At 67.2% G+C, this 18,395-nt stretch carries 17 protein-coding genes; 2 read left to right on the top strand and 15 right to left on the bottom strand.

The features are described 5' to 3' along the window. Positions 1-2 precede the first annotated feature (2 nt). The 14 genes from WIT60_RS10860 to WIT60_RS10795 form a co-directional block, all read right to left on the bottom strand. On the bottom strand, positions 3-350 hold the full coding sequence (locus tag WIT60_RS10860) for a hydrogenase maturation nickel metallochaperone HypA/HybF (protein WP_339583944.1): 348 nt from the start codon (positions 348-350) through the stop codon (positions 3-5). Then, a complete protein-coding gene (locus WIT60_RS10855) occupies positions 343-915 on the bottom strand; it encodes a hydrogenase maturation protease (protein ID WP_339583943.1) in 573 nt (190 codons plus the stop codon). The genes WIT60_RS10860 and WIT60_RS10855 overlap by 8 nt, the downstream gene beginning before the upstream one ends. After that, entirely contained in the window at positions 912-2,459 is a 1,548-nt protein-coding gene (locus WIT60_RS10850) for a Ni/Fe hydrogenase subunit alpha (protein ID WP_339583942.1), read from the bottom strand. Before WIT60_RS10850 ends, WIT60_RS10855 begins: the two co-directional genes overlap by 4 nt. 6 nt (positions 2,460-2,465) lie before the next feature. After that, complete coding sequence (locus tag WIT60_RS10845; protein WP_339583941.1) at positions 2,466-3,023, bottom strand: NADH-quinone oxidoreductase subunit B family protein; 558 nt, start codon at positions 3,021-3,023, stop codon at positions 2,466-2,468. Next, positions 3,023-3,790, bottom strand: coding sequence for a 2Fe-2S iron-sulfur cluster-binding protein (locus WIT60_RS10840; RefSeq protein WP_339583940.1), 768 nt, complete (start codon positions 3,788-3,790; stop codon positions 3,023-3,025). The genes WIT60_RS10845 and WIT60_RS10840 overlap by 1 nt, the downstream gene beginning before the upstream one ends. Next, entirely contained in the window at positions 3,787-5,547 is a 1,761-nt protein-coding gene (locus WIT60_RS10835; protein WP_339583939.1) for an NAD(P)H-dependent oxidoreductase subunit E, read from the bottom strand. Before WIT60_RS10835 ends, WIT60_RS10840 begins: the two co-directional genes overlap by 4 nt. 13 nt (positions 5,548-5,560) lie before the next feature. Continuing rightward, complete coding sequence (locus WIT60_RS10830) at positions 5,561-5,914, bottom strand: cupin domain-containing protein (RefSeq protein ID WP_339583938.1); 354 nt, start codon at positions 5,912-5,914, stop codon at positions 5,561-5,563. A gap of 46 nt (positions 5,915-5,960) precedes the next feature. Further along, positions 5,961-7,058: a hydrogenase expression/formation protein HypE gene (hypE, locus tag WIT60_RS10825; protein WP_339583937.1), complete on the bottom strand. Its 1,098-nt coding sequence runs from the start codon at positions 7,056-7,058 to the stop codon at positions 5,961-5,963. Next, positions 7,055-8,230: a hydrogenase formation protein HypD gene (gene hypD, locus WIT60_RS10820; RefSeq protein WP_339583936.1), complete on the bottom strand. Its 1,176-nt coding sequence runs from the start codon at positions 8,228-8,230 to the stop codon at positions 7,055-7,057. Before hypD ends, hypE begins: the two co-directional genes overlap by 4 nt. Continuing rightward, positions 8,227-8,541, bottom strand: a complete 315-nt coding sequence (locus WIT60_RS10815) for a HypC/HybG/HupF family hydrogenase formation chaperone (RefSeq protein WP_339583935.1) — start codon at positions 8,539-8,541, stop codon at positions 8,227-8,229. The genes hypD and WIT60_RS10815 overlap by 4 nt, the downstream gene beginning before the upstream one ends. A 13-nt stretch (positions 8,542-8,554) precedes the next feature. Continuing rightward, on the bottom strand, positions 8,555-11,068 hold the full coding sequence (gene hypF, locus WIT60_RS10810; RefSeq protein ID WP_339583934.1) for a carbamoyltransferase HypF: 2,514 nt from the start codon (positions 11,066-11,068) through the stop codon (positions 8,555-8,557). Further along, positions 11,029-11,691, bottom strand: coding sequence for a hydrogenase nickel incorporation protein HypB (hypB, locus tag WIT60_RS10805; RefSeq protein ID WP_339583933.1), 663 nt, complete (start codon positions 11,689-11,691; stop codon positions 11,029-11,031). Before hypB ends, hypF begins: the two co-directional genes overlap by 40 nt. Before the next feature lie 343 nt (positions 11,692-12,034). After that, a complete protein-coding gene (locus WIT60_RS10800) occupies positions 12,035-13,381 on the bottom strand; it encodes a dicarboxylate/amino acid:cation symporter (protein ID WP_339583932.1) in 1,347 nt (448 codons plus the stop codon). Between the two features lie 150 nt (positions 13,382-13,531). Further along, entirely contained in the window at positions 13,532-14,629 is a 1,098-nt protein-coding gene (locus tag WIT60_RS10795) for a DctP family TRAP transporter solute-binding subunit (protein ID WP_339583931.1), read from the bottom strand. 35 nt (positions 14,630-14,664) lie between these two features. Here WIT60_RS10795 and WIT60_RS10790 point away from each other — a divergent pair, with 35 nt between their 5' ends. Together WIT60_RS10790 and WIT60_RS10785 are read left to right on the top strand one after the other, a co-directional pair. Further along, positions 14,665-16,665, top strand: coding sequence for a two-component system sensor histidine kinase NtrB (locus tag WIT60_RS10790; protein WP_339583930.1), 2,001 nt, complete (start codon positions 14,665-14,667; stop codon positions 16,663-16,665). 8 nt (positions 16,666-16,673) lie between these two features. Next, entirely contained in the window at positions 16,674-17,285 is a 612-nt protein-coding gene (locus WIT60_RS10785; RefSeq protein ID WP_339583929.1) for a response regulator transcription factor, read from the top strand. A 7-nt stretch (positions 17,286-17,292) separates the two neighbouring features. Here WIT60_RS10785 and WIT60_RS10780 read toward each other — a convergent pair whose 3' ends face one another. Continuing rightward, positions 17,293-18,177 (bottom strand): NAD(P)-dependent oxidoreductase, encoded by an 885-nt coding sequence (locus WIT60_RS10780; protein WP_339583928.1) that lies wholly within the window; start codon positions 18,175-18,177, stop codon positions 17,293-17,295. Between the last annotated feature and the right edge of the window lie 218 nt (positions 18,178-18,395).

Genomic DNA, 18,395 nt, shown 5'->3' with positions numbered 1-18,395 from the left:
GTTTAGGCCCTACACGATTCACCTTCCACGCTGCGCAGCGTGAGGGACTGCCCGCTCAACCATTGTTTGCGGGCCGAGCCGCAGTGCGGGCAGGGCTCGATGCGATCGGGTGGTTCGTATACGGTGGCGCATTGCAGGCAGCGCGCCTGTGCCGGTATGGTATGCATCTCAATGGTCGCGCCTTCGGCCAGGGTGCCGGGCAAAGCCGCGAGCAAGGCGGTGCGCAGCGCGTCGTCATCGACACAACCCAGGGCGCCGATGTCGAGCACGATGCGGGTGATGCGTGAGAGCGTGCTGCGCTGTCGCTCCAGCAGGGCGATGACCTCGATGGCCAGGGAGGCTTCATGCATGGTGAGGCGCGGCGGCTGGGCGGACGGGCTGTCCATTCACCTCTGGCGTGGCGACCCAGGCGAGGATCTCGTCCCAGGCTTGAGCCATGGCTGCTTGCATGGCCGCCGACACCGGCGCGCCCAGCTCGAAGCCTTCGCCGTGCAGGGACAGCAGCCAGGCTGGGGGCGCTGGGATCTGCAGCGTGTGGGCGCACAGGTGTAGCAACTGGCTGGGCGTGCATTGGTGGCTGCTGAGGGTCGGGCCGCTGGCGCTGGCCTCGATGGGTTGCCATTGCACCGGCTCGCCTTGTTTGGCTGCAGCGTCGATGAACAGCACGCGATCGCGGTCGCGCAGGTCGTAGGCGTGCTCCACCATCAACTGCTGGTCGCATATGACCGCAACGTCGTGCGGGGCGCTGCCATCCGGTGTTCGTGCCTCGTTGCTCAGCCAGGACGTCAAACGATCGGCGAGCAGCGGGCCGACCGCATCGTCCCCCCGACTGGGGTTGCCCACGGCGATCACGAGCGTGCGGGCCCAGTCGGCCGGTAGGGGCGCTTCGCAGTTGATCAGACTGCGGGCAGTCATGCGTCGAGCGGAGGCCAGTTGGCGGGCGTGCGATCGGCGAGTGTGGCGTGAGCCAGGGGGCGCTCCAGCGTGCCGTCTTCGTGCTTGAGCAGCACATCGGCGAGCTGCCCGTCGGCCTCGACCACTTCGATGCGCAAGGGCATCTTGCCGACCGCATGCGTGGCGCACGACAGGCAGGGGTCGTAGGCGCGGATGGCGACTTCGATGTGGTTGAGCAGGCCTTCGGTGACCTCGCGACCATCGAAGTACTCGGCGGCGACGCTGCGCACGGCTTCGTTCATGGCCGTGTTGTTGTGCGTGGTCGAGACGATGAGGTTGGCGTACTCGACGAGGTCGTTGTCGCCAATGCGGTAGTGGTGCAGCAGGGTGCCGCGTGGTGCTTCGATGACACCGATGCCTTCACGCAGCGGGGTGCCGGTGGCCATCAGGTCGGTGCCGGTGATGTCGGGGTCGTTGAGCAGGCGGGCGATGCCTTCGGCGCAGTGCAGGGTGTCGATCATGCGGGCCCAGTGCTGGGCCAGCGAGGCGGTGACGGGGCGGCCATTGCCCCAGGCGATGAACTCGGCGCGGGCGGCTTCAGCGCGTGGGGTGTCGAGGTGGGTGGCGTTGTTGATGCGGGCCAGGGGGCCAACGCGGTACCAGCCGTGCTCGGGGCCGAGCGCGCGCAGGTGCGGGAACTTCATATAGGTCCAGGGCTTGACCTCTTCGACGATGAGCTGCTGGTAGTCGTGCACATCGACCTGATCGACGATGAGTTGGCCCTGGGCGTCTTTCACGCGCAGGGTGCCGTCGTAGAGATCGGCGGCGCCATCGGGGCGCACCAGGGACATGAAGCCGGAATCGAAGTTGGCGAAGCGGCCTTGTGCGGCCTGGCCTCGCAGGAAGAGGTCGCGGGCGAGTTGCAGCGCCCCTTCGCACCAGGTGATGATCTGGTCGATGTCGGCGCGCATCAGGTCGCGGTCGGCCATGGACAGGGGCTTGTTGAAGCCGCCGGGGACCGAGCCGGTGCCGTGCACGCGCTTGCCGGTGAGCAGGCGGATGATCTCTTGCCCGTACTTGCGCATGCGGATGCCTTGCAGGCCGAGTTCGCGCTCGTCTTGCAGCACGCCGACGATGTTGCGGTGGGCCACGGCGTCGTCAAAGCCAAACAGCAGGTCGGGCGAGGCAAGGTGGAAGAAGTGCAGGGCGTTGGACTGCAGCACCTGTGCGAAGTGCAGCAGTCGGCGCAGTTTCTCGACGGTGGGGGTGATGCGGCCGGTGCCGATCACGAAGGCGTCGCAGGCCTTGCTGGCGGCCAGCAGGTGGCTGACCGGGCAGATGCCGCACAGGCGTTGCACGAGGGTGGGCACTTCCCAATAGGGGCGGCCCTGGATGAAGCGCTCGAAGCCGCGGAACTCGACGATGTGCAGGCGTGCTTGGTGAACTTTGCGGTTGTCGTCGAGCAGCAGCGTGACCTTGCCGTGGCCTTCGACGCGGCTCACGGGCTCGATGACCACGCGGTTCAGGCTGGCCGGGTCGGCGGCGGTTTCAAGCGGGTGGGGCATGGTGGCTCAGTCGAAATGGCGGTCGGTGCGGGGGATCTCGGCGGCGCGTTGGGCCAGCGCGGCCAGGATCAGTTCGCGGAAGGCGGCGGCCGGGGGCGGGCAGCCGGCCAGGGTCACGTCGATGGGCACGACTTCGTGCAGGGGTAGCACCTTGTTGAGCAAGGGGGGCAGCTCGGGGTCGCAGGGGACCTGGGGGTTGTGTAGATCGTTGCCCAGGTAGGCCTCGGCCACGAGCTCAGACACGGGGATACCGTTGCGCAGCGCGGGCACGCCACCGTACATGGCGCAGGCGCCCACGGCGACCAGGGTGGTGCAGCGGGCGCGGAATTCGCGCAGCACCTCGACGTTTTCCTTGTTGCACAGGCCACCTTCGATCAGGCCGATGTCCACGCCTTCGGTGCTGACGTGCTTGATGTCGGTGAGCGGGCTGCGGTCGAACTCGATGTGCTCGATGAGGTCGGCCAGGGCTTCGTCCACGTCGAGGAAGGACATGTGGCAGCCAAAGCAGCCGGCCAGGGAGCAGGTGGCGATGCGTATCTTCTTCTGCGGTGCGGCGGTGCTCATCAGCTGTCCTCCGGGCGCTGGGCGATGTCGGCGGCGTCGTAAGGGCGCTGGCCGATGGGGATGACGAAGCCCTGGCGCTTGGGCATCAGAGCGCCCACAGGGCAGACGTGCATGGCGCGGTCGGTGACGGCCACGTCGCTGTCGTGCAACTGGCCACTGGGGCTGTTGACGAGCAAGGTGGTGTGGGCGCCGCGCCCGCCGATGGCGAAGACGTTTTTGCCATCGACCTCACGGCTGGCGCGCACGCACAACTCGCACAGGATGCAGCGGCTGCGGTCCAGCCAGACGTCAGGGTGGGTGGCGTCGACGTCTGGGTGCGGGGCGGTGTGCACGAAGTGGGTGTCTTGCATGCCGAGGTGGTAGGCCACGGCTTGCAGGTGGCAGGCGCCGCTTTTCTCGCAGAAGGGGCAGTGGTGCTGGCCTTCGGCGAACAGCATCTGGGTGAGGCGCTGGCGGTCGTGCTGGAGGTCGGGCGCTTCAGATTCCACCACCAGTCCGGCGCGGGCGGGCATGGTGCACGAGGCCACGGTGCGGCCCTGGATGCGCACGCTGCAGACCTTGCAGCTGCCGATGGGGTCGAAGTCGGCGTGGTGGCACAGGTGCGGGATGTAGACGCCTGCAGCTTGGGCGGCCTGCATCAGGGTCTGGCCGGGTTGGAAGGGGATGGGGCGGCCATCGAGCAGGAAGGTCTCGGGCGCGGCCTGGGGCGTGGTCACGGTCGAGTCCTCGGGCATGGCGGAGGGCGTGGGTGTCTGGGGCGCGCTCATGCGGGGCTTTCCGTGCGGTGAGGGGCGGCGGTGGGCAGGTGGGCCATGTCGACGCAGGCGGCGTCCAGATCGAAGGCGTGCAGGCTGGGCACCAGGCGGCGCTCGACCTGTTCGGGGAAATGGGCGAGCACGTCGAGCAGGGGGTGGGCGGCGGTCTGGCCCAGGCCGCAGTGGCTCAGGCGTTGCATGAGGGCGCCGGTGTCGCGCAGGCGATCCAGGTCGTGTGCGCTGGCGTGGCCGCTCATCAGGCGGTCGGCGGTGTCCACCAGTTGCACGCAGCCGACGCGGCAGGGCGTGCAGAAGCCGCAGGATTCGTGGGCGAAGAAGTGCGTGTACTGGCGGGCCACATCCAGCATGTCGCGCTGGTGGTTGAAGACGGTGAAGGCGCCGCCGGTGGGCAAGTCTTCGAAGCTGATCTGGCGCTGCAGCTGGCTGGCGTCGATCAGTTTGCCGGAAGGGCCGCCGACGAGCACCGCTTGCACATCGTGCGCGCCAGCGTCTTGCAGGACTTCGGTCACGGTCACGCCCCAGGGGATTTCGTACAGGCCGGGGCGGGTGACGTCGCCCGAGACGCTGAGGATGCGGGTGCCTTTGGATTGGGCCGTGCCCTGGGCGGCAAACCAGTCGCCGCCATGCACGGCGATCTGCGCCACCTGCACGAAGGTTTCGACGTTGTTGTTGACGGTAGGCAGGCCAAGGTAGCCGCGGTCCACAGGGAAGGGCGGGCGGGTGCGGGGGATGCCGCGCTTGCCTTCCACCGATTCGATCAGGGCGGTCTCTTCGCCGCAGACGTAGGCGCCGGCGCCCAGGTGAAGGGCGATGTCGAAGGCCTGGCCGCTGCCGGCCACATTGGCGCCGAGCAGGCCTTGGGTACGGCGTTGGGCCAGCACCTCGCGCAGGTGCGGGGCGATGAATTCGTATTCGCCGCGCAGGTAGAGGAAGCCTTGGGTGGCGCCGACGGTCAGCGCCGCGATGGTCATGCCTTCGAAGACCTCATGGGCCCACTGCATCAGCAGCATGCGGTCTTTGAAGGTGCCGGGCTCGCCTTCGTCGGCATTGCAGGTGATGGCACGGGGGCCGGAGGCGTTGCGGCAGGCTTGCCATTTTTGCCAGGTGGCAAAGCCGGCACCGCCACGACCACGCAGGCCGGCGGTTTGCAGCGCGTGCAGCATGCCGTCGGCGCCGCGACTGAGCATGGCCTGCAGGCCGGTGCCGGGCGCGATGGGGTGGCTCAGCGTGAGGCTGTGGCGCCAGACGGGGTTGTGGACGGCAAAGAAGTCGGCGGGCCAGGCGTCCAGGGGGGTGTCGGACCGGATCAGGTCGGCGATTTCGTCGATGCGGCGGGGCGTGAGTTGCACCAGCGGGCGGCCGTTGACGAGGCCGGCGGGGCCCTGGTCGCACAGGCCGGTGCAGGCGGTGCGGTGCACGGACACCCGGCCATCGGGTGAGGTGACGCCTTCAGTCACGCCCAAGCGTTGGCAGAGTTGGGCGAGCAAGGCCTCGTTGCCCAACATGCGGTCGGTGACGCTGTCGCTGAGGTAAACGGTGTAGCGGCCGCGCGGCTCGAAGCTGAGGAAATGGTAGAAGCTCACCACGCTGCGGACGGCGGTGTAGCTCAGGCCCCATTGCTGCACCAGGGCGTCAATCGCCTGGGGCGGGACGTGGCCGAAGTGGGCCTGAATGGTGCGCAAGACCTGCAGCAGGTTTTGCGGGCTGGCGGGCCAGGCGTGGATCAGGTCGTCCAGGGTCACATTCATGGAGCAGGCTGAGTCAGCGTGAGGCGGTCTGGCCTGGGGCGCCTGCCAGGCTGATGGTAACCAGGGCAGAGGCGTCTTCCAGGGCGCGCAGGCCGTGAGGCTCCCTGGCATCGAGGTAGACGTGGTCGCCGGGCTGCATGGTGCGCACGCCCTGGGGCACGGTCAGTTCTATGCGGCCCTCCAGGCACAACACGGTGACTTCGCCTGAGACATCGTGTGGGGGCATGGCTTTGCCGGCCTGCAGCACCAGACGGATGACCTCCAGATCACGCCCTTTGACGAGGGCGTGGCTGGGGGTGTCCTTGAGGGCCGCGCCCAAGGGCAGGGTGGATACCAGGTCTCCAGAGGTGGCGTGCTTGATGGCCATGGCTGCGCTCCTGTGTGGGGTGGCGGGTGAACCGTGTGGCGAGGTGTCAGCAGATGCGAGGCAGAGGGTCACCCATCAACCAGTCCAGCATACGACAACCACCGAAGGCGGTGCGCATCTGCACGAAATGATGGGGGTCTTCGGTGACGGTGCCAATACAACGGGCCTGGGTGCCGAGCGGGTGAGCGTGCAGGGTGGCCAGGAGGGTGTTGACGTCGTCCGGGTGGCACAGGGCCAGCAGCTTGCCTTCGTTGGCGAGGTAGAGCGGGTCCAGTCCCATCAGCTCGCAGGCGCCTTGCACGGCGGGCTGCAGGGGGATGGCGGCTTCGTTGAGCACCATGCCCACGCCCGAGGCGGCGGCAATTTCGTTGAGGGTGGTGGCCACGCCGCCGCGGGTGGGGTCACGCAAGACGCGCAGGCGGGCACCACAGCCCAGCATGGCGTGCACCAGGCTGTTCAAGGGGGCGGTGTCGGAGACGATGGGGGACTCGAACTGCAGGCCCTCGCGCTGGCTGAGCACGGCCAGGCCGTGTTCGCCGATGGATCCTGACAGCACGACGGCGTCGCCCACCTGGATGTTGGCGCCTGACAAGCGCACGCCGGGGGCGACCCAGCCAAGGCCGGTGGTGCTGAGGTAGGCGCCGTCGCCTTTGCCGCGCTCGACCACCTTGGTGTCGCCGGTGACGATGGCCACACCGGCCTCACAAGCCGCATCGGCCATGGAGCGGGCGATGCGCACGAGGTCGGCCAGCGGCAGGCCTTCTTCGAGGATGACGCTGGCCGTGAGGTGCAGGGGCGTGGCGCCCATCATGGCCAGGTCGTTGACGGTGCCGTGCACGGCGAGCTGGCCGATGTCGCCGCCGGGAAAGAACAGCGGGGAGACCACGTGTGCGTCGGTGGCGAGGACCAGGCGGTGTCCGGCGGGCAGATCAGAGGGCATGGGCAGCACGGCACCGTCGTCGCTGCCGGGTTGCCAGGGCTGGCCGTGTGGGTCTTGAAGATGGGTCCAGGTGCGTGCGAACGCGGGATGGAACACCTCTTGAACGAGCTGGTGGCTGGCGCGGCCGCCCGCACCATGGGTCAGGTCGATGCGACCTTGCTTGAGGTCGAGGGGGCGCACGTAGCCGTGTTTGGCGAGGCTCATGAGAGGCGGGACGCTGTGGGATCAGCGGGTGTCGGGGCGCCTGCTGTGGAGGCACGGGCTGCTGTCGGCGCGCGGTGGCGGCCGTAGGCGTAGTGGGCCGCGCAGGCGCCTTCCGAGCTGACCATGCAGGCGCCCATCGGGTTGTCAGGGGCGCAGACGGTGCCGAAGAGCTTGCAGTCCACCGGCTGGCGCTGGCCGCGCAGGATGGGGCCGCACAGGCATTGGGGGTGGTCGGGCACGCTGCGGTCGTGCAGGCCAAAGCGCTGCTCGGCGTCGAAGCGGGCGTAGGCAGGTCGCAGGCGCAGGGCGCTGTCGGGGATGCGGTCCAGGCCACGCCAGGCAAAGTCGTCGCGCAGCTCGAACACCTCATGCACCAGGGCTTGGGCACGCGTGTTGCCCTGTGGGGTGACGGCGCGGGTGAATTCGTTTTCGACCTCGGCGCGGCCTTCGTTGACCTGCTGCACCAGCATCAGGATGGCCTGCATCATGTCCAGTGGCTCGAAACCGGCGATGACCACGGGCAGGTCGTAGCGCGATGCGAACACTTCGTAGGGCTGCGAGCCGATGATGGTGGAGACGTGGGCGGGACCGACCAGGCCGTCGAGCGGGACGTGCTCGGGCTGATCGAGGATGGCGTGCATGGCCGCGGGCGTGAGCACGTGGTTGCACAGCACGCTGAAGTTGTGCAGGCCTTCGCGCTGGGCGGTTTGCAGGGCCACGGCGGTAGGCGGGGTGGTGGTCTCGAAGCCGATGGCCAGGAACACGACTTCGCGGTCGGGATGGGCACGGGCCAGTGCCAGGGCGTCGTCCACCGCATAGACGATGCGCACATCGGCACCCTGGGCGCGCGCGCGGATCAGGCTGAGCTGACCGGAGGCGGGCACGCGCAGGGTGTCGCCATAGCTGGCCAGGATGACGCCGGGGCGCTGTGCGAGCTCGATGGCCATGTCGATGCGGCCGATGGGCAGGACGCAGACCGGGCAGCCGGGGCCGTGGATCATCTGTATCTGCGGGGGCAGCAGGTCGAGCACACCGTAGCGGGCGAGTGCATGGGTGTGGCCGCCGCAGAATTCCATGAAGCGGTAGGTGCGACCGGGCTGGACGGCGTCGGCCAGTTTCTGCGCCAGATGGCGGGCCAGCGTGGGGTCGCGGAACTCGCTGACGTATTTCATGCGTCGCCCTCGGGAGTGCTGTGCGCGGTGAGGGCAGTTGTTGCACTGGAGATTCCTGGGAGGCTGGGAACGCGTGGGTCGTTGTTGGCGTGATGCACGGCCAAGTCGGCAAACAGGGCCAGGGTCTGGGCGGCTTCGTCCGGGTCGAGTCGGCTGAGGGCGTAGCCCACGTGCACGATCACATGGTCCCCCACGGCGACTTCGTCCAGCAGCGCGAAGGACACGGCTTTGCGCACGCCGCCCAGGTCCACCTGGCCTGACAGACCGGTGGCGTCCAGCGAAATCACACGAGCGGGCAGGGCGAGGCACATGGTGGCGTGGATGTCAGGCAGTGGGGGTGACGGGCACGGTGAGGCGGTGGTGGGCGACCCAGGCCTGGCCCAGGCTCAAACCGCCATCGCCACAAGGATAGTGCTTGGCGCGCCAGACGCGCAGTCCGGCATCTTGCAAATGCTGGGTCAAGGCGTCGTCCAGCAGGCGGTTGGCCAGGCAGCCGCCATTGAGCACCACGGTGGCGATGTTGTGGTGTTGGCAGGCCTCGATGGTCCAGGCGGCCAGGTCCCTCGCTAGCGTGAGGTGGAAGATGGCCGCGGTGCGGCCCACCTGCGCAGCAGGATTGGTGCTGGCAGGCGAGGCGTTTGCCCGGTCGCACAGCCAGTGCATCAGCGGTCGCCAGTCCAGCACCGATGGCGGGCATGGAACCGAAGGCGTCGATGCTGAAGATGGCCACTCGGAGAGGGGCACAGGTGAGAAGGTGGGCGCGGTCGGCAGGGGCAGGCGCTGCGCAGCGCGGGCTGCCAGGCTTTCCAGTCGCATGGCTGCATCGCCTTCGTGGCCAGAGCGATCAAGCACGCGCAGCACACCGGACGCGGCATCGAACAGACGGCCTAGGCTGGTGCTGCGCGGCAGTGCCGTGGGCGAGGACGACGGCGTGTCCCCGGCGTGGGCCTGTGTCAGCCAGGTGCGCAACAGGCCCGCACCAGGCTGGTCGGCGAAACGGGCCGCAATCTCGTCGCCACGGCCCAGAGTGTGCAGCAGGGCCACGCCCAGGCGCCAGGGCTCGCGGGCGGCGCGCTCTCCGCCCGGCAGGGGCAGTGGGTGCAGGTGCCCCAGGCGCTGGCATTGGTCGCGGTGCACCCACAGCAACTCGCCACCCCAAGCCTGGCCGTCGGCACCCAGGCCGTGACCGTCCAGGGCTAAGCCGATCACGGGCTGCAGGCTGGCCGGATCGTGCGCATGCTCGGCCAGCACTGCAGCGATGTGGGCGTGGTGGTGCTGTACGGGGATCAGCGGCAAGTCCGCTTGTGCGGCCCACTCGGCGGCGAGGCGGCTGCTGTAGAAGTCCGGATGCAGATCGCAGGCGAGGGCGCTGGGGTGCACCTGCCGCCAGGCGGGCCATTGGCAGGCCAAGGCTTCAAAGGCCAGTCGGGTGCCGGCGTTGTCGAGGTTGCCCACATGGGGGGAGACAAAGACCTGTGTGTCGCCGGAGGCATGCGGCGTGCTGAGGCACAGCGTGGCTTTGAGCTCTCCACCGAGCGCCAGCACGGTGGGTGGGGGGGCATCTTGTTGTGAGGGCCATTGCAAAGGCAACGGTGCATACCCCCGCCCCCGGCGCAGCCAGCAGGCACTGCCGTCAGGTCGCACACGCAGCACCGAATCGTCGTTGCGGGCGGTGATGGCCCGGTTGTGCAGCAGCAGGGCATCGGCCATCGGGGCCAGCTCGCGCCACGCATGGTCATGGTCGATGACCAGGGGCTCGCCCGGCGCATTGCCACTGGTCATCACCAGCCAGGTGGGCTGTGCGGCGTGCAGCCAGTCGGGGCCAGTCGGTCGCCCGGCAGCCTCGTGAAACAGCAGGTGGTGCACCGGCGTGTAGGGCAGCATCACGCCCAGAGTGTGCAGATGCGGGGCCAGGCCAGGGCAGGGCGCAGTAAGGTGGGGCCGCTGGTTCAGCAGCACGATGGGCCGCTCGGGCGAGGTCAGCCAGCACGCTTCGTCCGGTGACACCTGCACCCAGTCCTGCACGGACGCGACGTTCGCCGCCATCACTGCCAAAGGCTTGGTGGGGCGCCGTTTGAGCTGACGCAGTCGCGCCACCGCCTCAGGCTGGCGCGCATCGCAACACAGGTGAAAACCGCCCACGCCCTGCAGCGCCACGATGCCACCACCGGCCAGCACGTCCCAAGTTTGCGCGATGGCATCGCCAGGCACCGCTTCGCCGTTGGAACGGAACAGCGACAGGCGCGGCCCGCAGTCCGGGCAGGCCTGGGTCTGGTCATGGAAGCGCCGGTCCCGCGGGTCGTGCACCTCGGCGTCACAAGCGGGGCACAGCGGGAAGTTGGCCAGCGAGGTGTTCGCCCGGTCAAACGGCAGGCGCCGCGTGACGGCGTAGCGCGGTCCACACTGCGGGCAGTGGACGAAGGGGTGGCGCCAGCGGCGGTTCGTGGGGTCGAACAGCTCGGCCAGGCAGGTGTCGCACACCGCCAGGTCTGCGCCGAGCAAGGCATGCACGGGAGCCGAAGCGTGCGAGCTCGGGCTGGTCAGGATGGCGAACTCGCCTTCAGGGGCGGGCGGCACACCCGGAGCGAAAGCGTCCACGTCCAGCCATTCGTCCACGCGACCCGGCGGGGGCAGTTGGGGCAGGCAGTCGACCAAACGGGCGACGTCCGCCTCGCTGCCTTCCGCCAGCAACTCCACGCCCTCTGCGGTGTTGCGCACCCAGCCTCGCACGCCCAGCGCGCGGGCCTGCTGGCAGACCCAGGGCCGACAGCCCACGCCTTGAACCTGTCCGCGCAGAATCAGGCGGCGGCGCACTGTGCGTCGATCCAGGCCATCCATGCGTCAAACCCTTCGCCGGTGGTGCTCGACAGTTGGATCACCGGGGCGTCCGGGTTCACCTGGCGGACAAAGTCCAGCGCCCGCGCCACGTCGAAGCGCACATGTGGCAACAGGTCGCACTTGTGCAGCAGGATCAGGCCAGCGGCCTGGAACATGTCCGGGTACTTCAGCGGCTTGTCTTCACCCTCGGTCACCGAGAACACCAGCACCTTGGCGCGTTCGCCCAGGTCAAAACCGGCCGGGCAGACCAGATTGCCCACGTTCTCGATCATCAGCACCCCATGCGGCAGGGTAGGCAGATCGTGCAGGGCATCGTGCACCATGCGCGCGTCCAGATGGCAGCCCTTGCCGGTGTTGATCTGCACGGCCTGCACGCCGGTGGCGCGGATGCGCTCGGCATCGAAGCTGGTCTGCTGGTCACCTTCGATCACGGCCACCGGGCGCTGCTGTGCCTTCAGGCGCGCCACGGTTTCGACCAGCAGTGTGGTCTTGCCCGAGCCAGGACTGGACACCAGGTTCAAGGCCAGGGTGTGCTGGCTGGCCAGGTGCGCACGCACGTGGTCGGCCATGTGCTGGTTGCCAGCCAGGATGTCCTGCTCCAGTTGCAGCACGCGGGTGTGCATGTCGCCATGCGTGTGGCCTGCGGCTGCATCGTGGGCGTGTGCGTGGGTGTCTGCATGCCCATGTTCGTGCCCATGCTCGTGGGTGTGAGCATGACCGTGGGCATGAGGCGCATGGGCCTGCGCCGATTCACATCCGCAAATGGTGCACATCGTTCCGTCCGAATATCACAAAGCAGTGGACGGCAGTATCGCAGCTGGCGCAGGCTCTGGGGCAACCGCCGCTTCTGGCCGCTCGGCACCGTGCCGTGTCGGCGCAACCTCATCCGCCGCGTGTGACTGGTGCGGCCTACCCAGAAACGAGAAAGCCGCCCGGTAGGGGCGGCTCCGTGTCACATCGCGAGGATCAGCCCTTCTGGGGCGTCACGGCCATGTGGGCAACCTGTTGGTCCAGGATGAGCTCGGGCTCGTCGGCCTCTTCTGCGGAAGGGTTGTTCAAGCCATGGTTGAGCTTGTCCACGTCCAGATCTCCGGTCCACTTGGCCACCACCAGGGTCGCCACACCGTTGCCCACCAGGTTGGTCAGGGCGCGGGCTTCCGACATGAAACGGTCAATGCCCAGGATCAAGGCCAAGCCTGCCACCGGCACATGACCCACCGCCGACAAGGTGGCCGCCAGCACGATGAAACCACTGCCCGTGATGCCGGCTGCGCCCTTCGAAGTCAGCAACAGCACGGCCAGCAAAGTCAGCTGCTGTGTCAGCGTCATCGGCGTGTCGGTTGCTTGCGAGATGAAGACAGCCGCCATCGTGAGGTAGATCGAGGTGCCGTCAAGGTTGAAGGAGTAACCCGTGGGAATCACCAGGCCCACCACCGACTTGCGGGCGCCCAGGTTTTCCATCTTCTCCATCATGCGCGGCAGCACCGATTCCGACGACGAGGTGCCCAACACCACGAGCAGCTCTTCCTTGATGTAGCGGATGAACTTGACGATGCTGAAGCCATGCAGGCGGGTGATCAGACCCAGCACAACGAAGATGAACAGCAGGCAGGTCATGTAGAACGCGCCCATCAACTTGCCCAGCGAGAACAGCGAATCGACGCCGTACTTGCCGATGGTGAAAGCCATCGCGCCAAAGGCACCGATCGGAGCCACCTTCATGATGATGCCGACGATGTCGAACAACACATGAGAGAACTTCTCGATGAAGTCGAACACCATGGTGCCGCGGCCACCGAACTTGTGCAGCGCAAAGCCGAACAGCACCGAGAACAGCAGCACCTGCAGGATCTCACCCTTGGCAAAGGCGTCCACCACCGACGTCGGGATCACGTGCAGCAGGAAATCCACCGTGCCCTGCATCTTGCCGGGTTCCGTGTAGGCGGCGATGCCCTTGGTGTCCAGCGTGTTCGGATCCACGTGCATGCCCGAACCCGGTTGCAGCACGTTCACCACCACCAGACCGATGACCAGGGCAATGGTCGACACCACCTCGAAGTACAGCAGGGCCAGGCCACCGGTCTTGCCCACGCGTTTCATGTCCTCCATGCCCGCGATGCCCACCACCACGGTACAGAAAATGATCGGTGCGATGATCATTTTGATCAGCTTGATGAACCCATCGCCCAGGGGCTTCATCTTGGCGCCGACTTCCGGTGCGAAGTGGCCCAGCATCACGCCGATCACAACGGCGATCAGCACTTGGACATAGAGGGATTTGTAGAGCGGCTTGCGTGCGGAGGTCTGTGACATGGCGCTGGCCTTGGGTGGGAAGGGAAGGTGCCCAGGGGATCGCACACAGTCCTTCGGCGCGTGCCATTCAACCCTGGGGGCGGAATGGCGCGAACGATACCCAGCCCCCCCGCATGCGCCAACTGTGGCGTTCAACAGGCGGGTATACCCTTAACGGGGTTGAAGGCACTGATTTGTCACATCGCGCAATAAAGGTGCCCCCACGCGCCGTGCGAAATCGGCTTGCACCGGCTGCACCGCCCGCCGCAAGGCGACCCGTTGGGTCGCACTCAGGCTCACCACCCGCACGCCGGCCGTCTCCTTCAGTGTGGCCAGCGCCTGCGCATTGAGTGCGGCCGCCTGCGCATTGCCCTCGGCCAGGGCTTGTTGCAGGGCGCGTTGCAGCAAAGCGCGGTCAGCGGGCTCCAGCCGTGCCCAAAAGCGCGGGTTGGTCACCACCGCATAGCCCAGATAGCCATGGTCGGTCAGCGTGATCACGCGCTGCACCGGAGCCAGTCCCTGCGTCAGGAAATTCGACAAGGGATTCTCGGCACCGTCGACCACCCCCTCGGCCAAGGCTCGCCGTGTCTCGCCAAACGGTAGCACCACCGGATGCGCGCCCAGTGCCTTCATCTGTGCGGCCAGCACCCGTGACGACTGGATGCGCAGCCGCAAGCCCCGGAAATCGGCCACCTCCCGCAGCGGGCGCTGGGCACTCATCTGCTTGAAACCATTGTCCAGAAACCCCAGCCCCACCATCTGCTGGCGTGCCAGGCTGTCGAGCAAGCGCTGACCAATCGGCCCCTGAGTCACGCAACGCACCTGCGACAGCGTGTCAAACAGAAAGGGCAGGTCAAACACATCGAACTCAGGCACCCCGGCTGCGCCAAATTTGGACAGCGACGGCGCCAGAATTTCCACCGCTCCCAATTGCAACGCTTCCATCTCGTCATCGTCACCGTATAGCTGCGAGTCCGGATAGACCTCAACACGGATGCGACCACCTGAGGCCTGTGCCACCAGCTCCTGGAAGCGGGTGGCCATGCGTCCCTTGGGGGTCTCTGGCGCGACCACGTGCGACAACCTCACCACCTTCTCGGGCGTCGTCGCGGCCCGGGCCTGCTCGGCGGACAGTCCGAGCACCATCCCGGCACACAGCCACAAGCCGCTCACCCACTGGCGCAGTGCACGTGCCTCGGTCGCACGCTCGCCGGCTCTCCGGCGGCCAAGCCGAGCAAGAGTCCTCAAAGGGAAGGGGAGCGCACGCATGTCGGCTATCCTAACCAAAACCCCCTGCCTCACCCATGCCTGCGCCCGCTGTCGATTTCACCCTGTTGGAGCTGGAGCCTGCTTCGTCTTCGGCGTGGAATCGTCGCGCCATGATCTGGCTGGGAGGCATGCTGTTGCTGGTGGCGGTCTCCATCGCCGGTCTGGCGCTGTTTCTGCGCTCGGTCGAGGCCGAAGACGCCAACCGACGCCGGGTGGCCGATGCCCAATGGCTCGATCAGACCTTGCGCTTTCACTTTCGGCGTCTGGAGGGGGACCTCATGGCCCGGGCGCGCCAGTCACAGCAGGGCAGCGAAGCCGCCAACTCGCAGGCCGACCCCGCCGTGCTGAAGGCCGGCCAACTCTGGCGCACCGCCGGGGTGATCCTGTTCCATGCCTGGATGCCCGCCGCACGCCAAGCCGATGTGGCCCACTGGCCCGCCGAGATGCGGGACGCGGCGCGCGACCCGGAGGCCGCCCAGGCCTTGCGTGCCATGCTGGCAACCACCGATGCGCTCCAGCGACCGGCCTACGCAGGCCCCTTGCCGCAGAACGGCGCACGAGGGCGCCACACCCTCTGGGTGGCCGTGCCGCAGTTTGACCAGGGCCGCTTCGTGGGGGACCATGTCGCTGCGGTCCAGTTCGAACAGGCCTTGGCCAGCATCATCCCGCCCTGGTTCGCGCAGGATCACGACATTCAGCTTCACCCCGAGTGGGGCGCCAATACCTCGAGCCCCCGCAGCGATGACGGGGCCACGAGCGTTCCCATTCACCTGCCGGGCATCCAGCTCAGCCTGGATGTGCGTGCTCTCGTGCCGCAGGTCGCGCTTGCCCCTCGCCTGTTCTTTGGCGTGGCCTTGCTCTGCCTGCTCGCCATGGTGGCCGCCCTCTATGCGCTTTGGCGGGACACCGCCCGTCGCCAGCGCGCGGAAGCGCAACTCCAAACACAGCGCGTGCTGCGCCAGGCGATGGAGCAAGCCGTCATGCTCGGCTTGCGTGCCTGGGACACACAAGGCCGCCTGCTCTATGTCAACCAGGCATTTTGTCGCCTGGTCGGCTGGCAAGCTGAGGACTTGCTCCACACCACCGGTCTCATGCCCTACTGGCCGGGCGAGCCGGGGGGCGAAGTGGCTCAGTTGAAGGCTCATCTGGCCGACGCCACCGCCCAGCAGATCGGTGTCGAAATGCAATGGCGCCACCGCGATGGCCATCTGCTCGACGTGATCGTGCACGCGGCCCCCCTCAGCCTGCCTGACGGCACCGTGGTGGGGTGGATGGATTCGGCCCTCGACCTCACCGAGCGCAAACGCATCGAGCGGCGAGCTGCCCGTCAGCAGGAGATGCTGGAAGCCTCCGGGCGCCTCATTGCGGTGGGCGAGGTCGCTTCCACCCTGGCCCACGAACTCAACCAGCCACTTGGGGCGCTCAGCAGCTTCGCCAACGGCTTGCTCAACCGCGTCCAACAGCAAAGCATCACCTTGGACGAAGTGCGCCCTGTGGTCGAACGCATGGCCCGAATCGCCGACAAGGCGGGTCGGGTCATCCAGCGGGTCAACGCGTTTGCCCGCCGCCAGGACATGAACCGCCAGCCATTGGCCCTGGTCCCCTTTGTGGGCCGGGTGGTCGGGCAGCTGCCCGTGCCAGAGGGGCTGCGCCTGCAATGGCACGTCACCGACGAGGACGACGCGCTGAGCGTGCCGGCCGACGCGCTGCTGCTTGAACATGCCCTGCACAACGTCGTGCTCAACGCCACCGAATGGGCCCGAAAGACCACAGAGGAGAGCCCTCGGGTCGAGGTGCGCCTGCGACACGCCGAGGGCATGGTCGGCATCCAGGTGGCCGACAACGGCCCCGGTGTGCCCGAAGAGCAGGTTCATACCATCTTCGATGCCTTTGCCTCTGGCAAGGATGGCGGCATGGGCATGGGCCTGTCCATCTGTCGCTCCATCATCGAAGCCCATCGCGGTCGCATCGATGTGGCGCGCAGCGATGAGCTGCACGGGGCACAATTCACCCTGTGGCTGCCTCTGAACCCCTGACCCCTCTCGTGCACATCGTCGACGACGACGCGGATTTCCGCGACGGCTTGGCGTGGCTGCTCGATTCCCGGGGCCTGCGTACCCGTTGCTGGTCGGGTGGCGAGCAGTTTCTGGCTGACTTGCGCCCAGGCAGCGACACATGGGCGTGCGGGGTCATGTTGCTCGACATCCGGATGGAGCCTCTCTCCGGGTTGGCCACGTTCGAGCAGCTCAAAGCCCAAGGATGGCCCTGGCCCATCCTCTTCCTGACCGGGCACGGCGACCTCAGCATGGCGGTGGCCGCGGTCAAGAATGGCGCCTGGGACTTCCTGGAAAAGCCCTTTCAGGACAATCAGCTGGTCGACAAGGTCGAGGCGGCTTGCCGCGAAGCCTTGGTGCTACAGACCGAGTCGCAGCAGCGCTTGCGTTTCCAGCAGGCCTTGGCGGCCCTCAGCCAGCGTGAGCGCGAGGTGCTCAACGAGTTGCTGCAAGGGCACTACAACAAGAACATCGCCGACCACCTGGGCATCACCCCCAGGACGGTGGAATTCCACCGAGCCAACATCTTCGAGAAACTGCAAGTGCAGTCTGCCGTCGAGTTGGCCCATCTGATGGGCCGCTATGCGCCCGGCAGTGCCTGAAGCGTGATCAGGCCTGGCCGCTCTGACGGCGTTGCAACTCCCTGAACAAGGCGGACTGATCCAAGTCTGCAAACCCATGTTCGGCCGCCTGGGCGTACAGATCGGTCAGGTGCTGGGTGATGGGGGCATCGAAACCCAGGCCTGCCGAGGTGTGCAGCGCATTGCGAAGGTCCTTGAGCTGGATCGCCAACGACCCGCGCTTGGCAAAGTCACCCTCGACCATGCGCTGGCCGTGCACCTCCAGGATGCGACTTTCGGCAAACCCGCCCCGTAGGGCCTCGCGCACCTTGGCCGGGTTGGCACCGCCTTTCTCCGCCAGCAACAGCGCTTCGGCCACGGCGCCAATCGTGATGCCGACAATCATCTGGTTGGCCAGCTTGGTCAACTGGCCCGAGCCCGCCGGCCCCACATGCACCGGACGCCCCAGCACCGACAGCACCTCGCGTGCGCGCTCGAAATCAGCAGCCTCACCGCCGGCCATGATCGCCAGCGTGCCAGCTTCGGCGCCCAGCGTGCCCCCCGACACCGGTGCATCCAGTGCCGACACGCCCAAGGCGGCCAGGCGCCGCGCATGGTCTTGGGCCTGCTCAGGCAGGATCGAGCTCATGTCCACCACCAGGGTGCCGGGGCGCAGCCCTGGCGCCGCGCTGGCCAACTCCGTGCTGAACAGCACCTCGCCCACCACCCCGCCATGTTCCAGCATGGTGATGACGAGGTCCGCCTGTGTCACGGCTGCCGCCGGCGTGTCGGCAACGGTGGCGCCGGCCTCGACCAGTGCCTCGGCCTTGGCCCGCGTGCGGTTCCATACCGTCAAAGGGTAGCCGGCTGCCAACAGACGGCGAGACATCGGGGCGCCCATCAGGCCGCAACCGAGCAAAGCAATTCTGATCATCGTGGTCAAACTTGTTCAACGGAGGTGGCGGCCATTGTCCGATACAGGGACAATCCCACCTCCTTTAGAGGGGGCGTCGCGTTGCCGTGACGGTTTTGCCGCGCGGCGATGTGAATTAGGGCACATTTGTCGTGTAAAAAGTCCCCTATCCCTTGTTTGAAGGACAGCCACGGCCCGTCATTTGAAGGACGATCTGTGCGCTTCCTTGTGCCACCTCC

This window comes from Aquabacterium sp. G14, assembly GCF_037482285.1.
Lineage (GTDB): Bacteria > Pseudomonadota > Gammaproteobacteria > Burkholderiales > Burkholderiaceae_C > Aquabacterium.
Note: the sequence above shows the minus strand (reverse complement) of the source record. Positions and strands in the feature narration are given on the sequence as shown.

Bases quoted from the DNA above. Each gene is read 5' to 3' on its own strand.
- WIT60_RS10860 (WP_339583944.1), bottom strand. From the start codon at position 350: ATGCATGAAGCCTCCCTGGCCATCGAGGTCATCGCCCTGCTGGAGCGA.
- WIT60_RS10855 (WP_339583943.1), bottom strand. From the start codon at position 915: ATGACTGCCCGCAGTCTGATCAACTGCGAAGCGCCCCTACCGGCCGAC.
- WIT60_RS10850 (WP_339583942.1), bottom strand. From the start codon at position 2,459: ATGCCCCACCCGCTTGAAACCGCCGCCGACCCGGCCAGCCTGAACCGC.
- WIT60_RS10845 (WP_339583941.1), bottom strand. From the start codon at position 3,023: ATGAGCACCGCCGCACCGCAGAAGAAGATACGCATCGCCACCTGCTCC.
- WIT60_RS10840 (WP_339583940.1), bottom strand. From the start codon at position 3,790: ATGAGCGCGCCCCAGACACCCACGCCCTCCGCCATGCCCGAGGACTCG.
- WIT60_RS10835 (WP_339583939.1), bottom strand. From the start codon at position 5,547: ATGAATGTGACCCTGGACGACCTGATCCACGCCTGGCCCGCCAGCCCG.
- WIT60_RS10830 (WP_339583938.1), bottom strand. From the start codon at position 5,914: ATGGCCATCAAGCACGCCACCTCTGGAGACCTGGTATCCACCCTGCCC.
- hypE (WP_339583937.1), bottom strand. From the start codon at position 7,058: ATGAGCCTCGCCAAACACGGCTACGTGCGCCCCCTCGACCTCAAGCAA.
- hypD (WP_339583936.1), bottom strand. From the start codon at position 8,230: ATGAAATACGTCAGCGAGTTCCGCGACCCCACGCTGGCCCGCCATCTG.
- WIT60_RS10815 (WP_339583935.1), bottom strand. From the start codon at position 8,541: ATGTGCCTCGCCCTGCCCGCTCGTGTGATTTCGCTGGACGCCACCGGT.
- hypF (WP_339583934.1), bottom strand. From the start codon at position 11,068: ATGGATGGCCTGGATCGACGCACAGTGCGCCGCCGCCTGATTCTGCGC.
- hypB (WP_339583933.1), bottom strand. From the start codon at position 11,691: ATGCACACCCGCGTGCTGCAACTGGAGCAGGACATCCTGGCTGGCAAC.
- WIT60_RS10800 (WP_339583932.1), bottom strand. From the start codon at position 13,381: ATGTCACAGACCTCCGCACGCAAGCCGCTCTACAAATCCCTCTATGTC.
- WIT60_RS10795 (WP_339583931.1), bottom strand. From the start codon at position 14,629: ATGCGTGCGCTCCCCTTCCCTTTGAGGACTCTTGCTCGGCTTGGCCGC.
- WIT60_RS10790 (WP_339583930.1), top strand. From the start codon at position 14,665: ATGCCTGCGCCCGCTGTCGATTTCACCCTGTTGGAGCTGGAGCCTGCT.
- WIT60_RS10780 (WP_339583928.1), bottom strand. From the start codon at position 18,177: ATGATCAGAATTGCTTTGCTCGGTTGCGGCCTGATGGGCGCCCCGATG.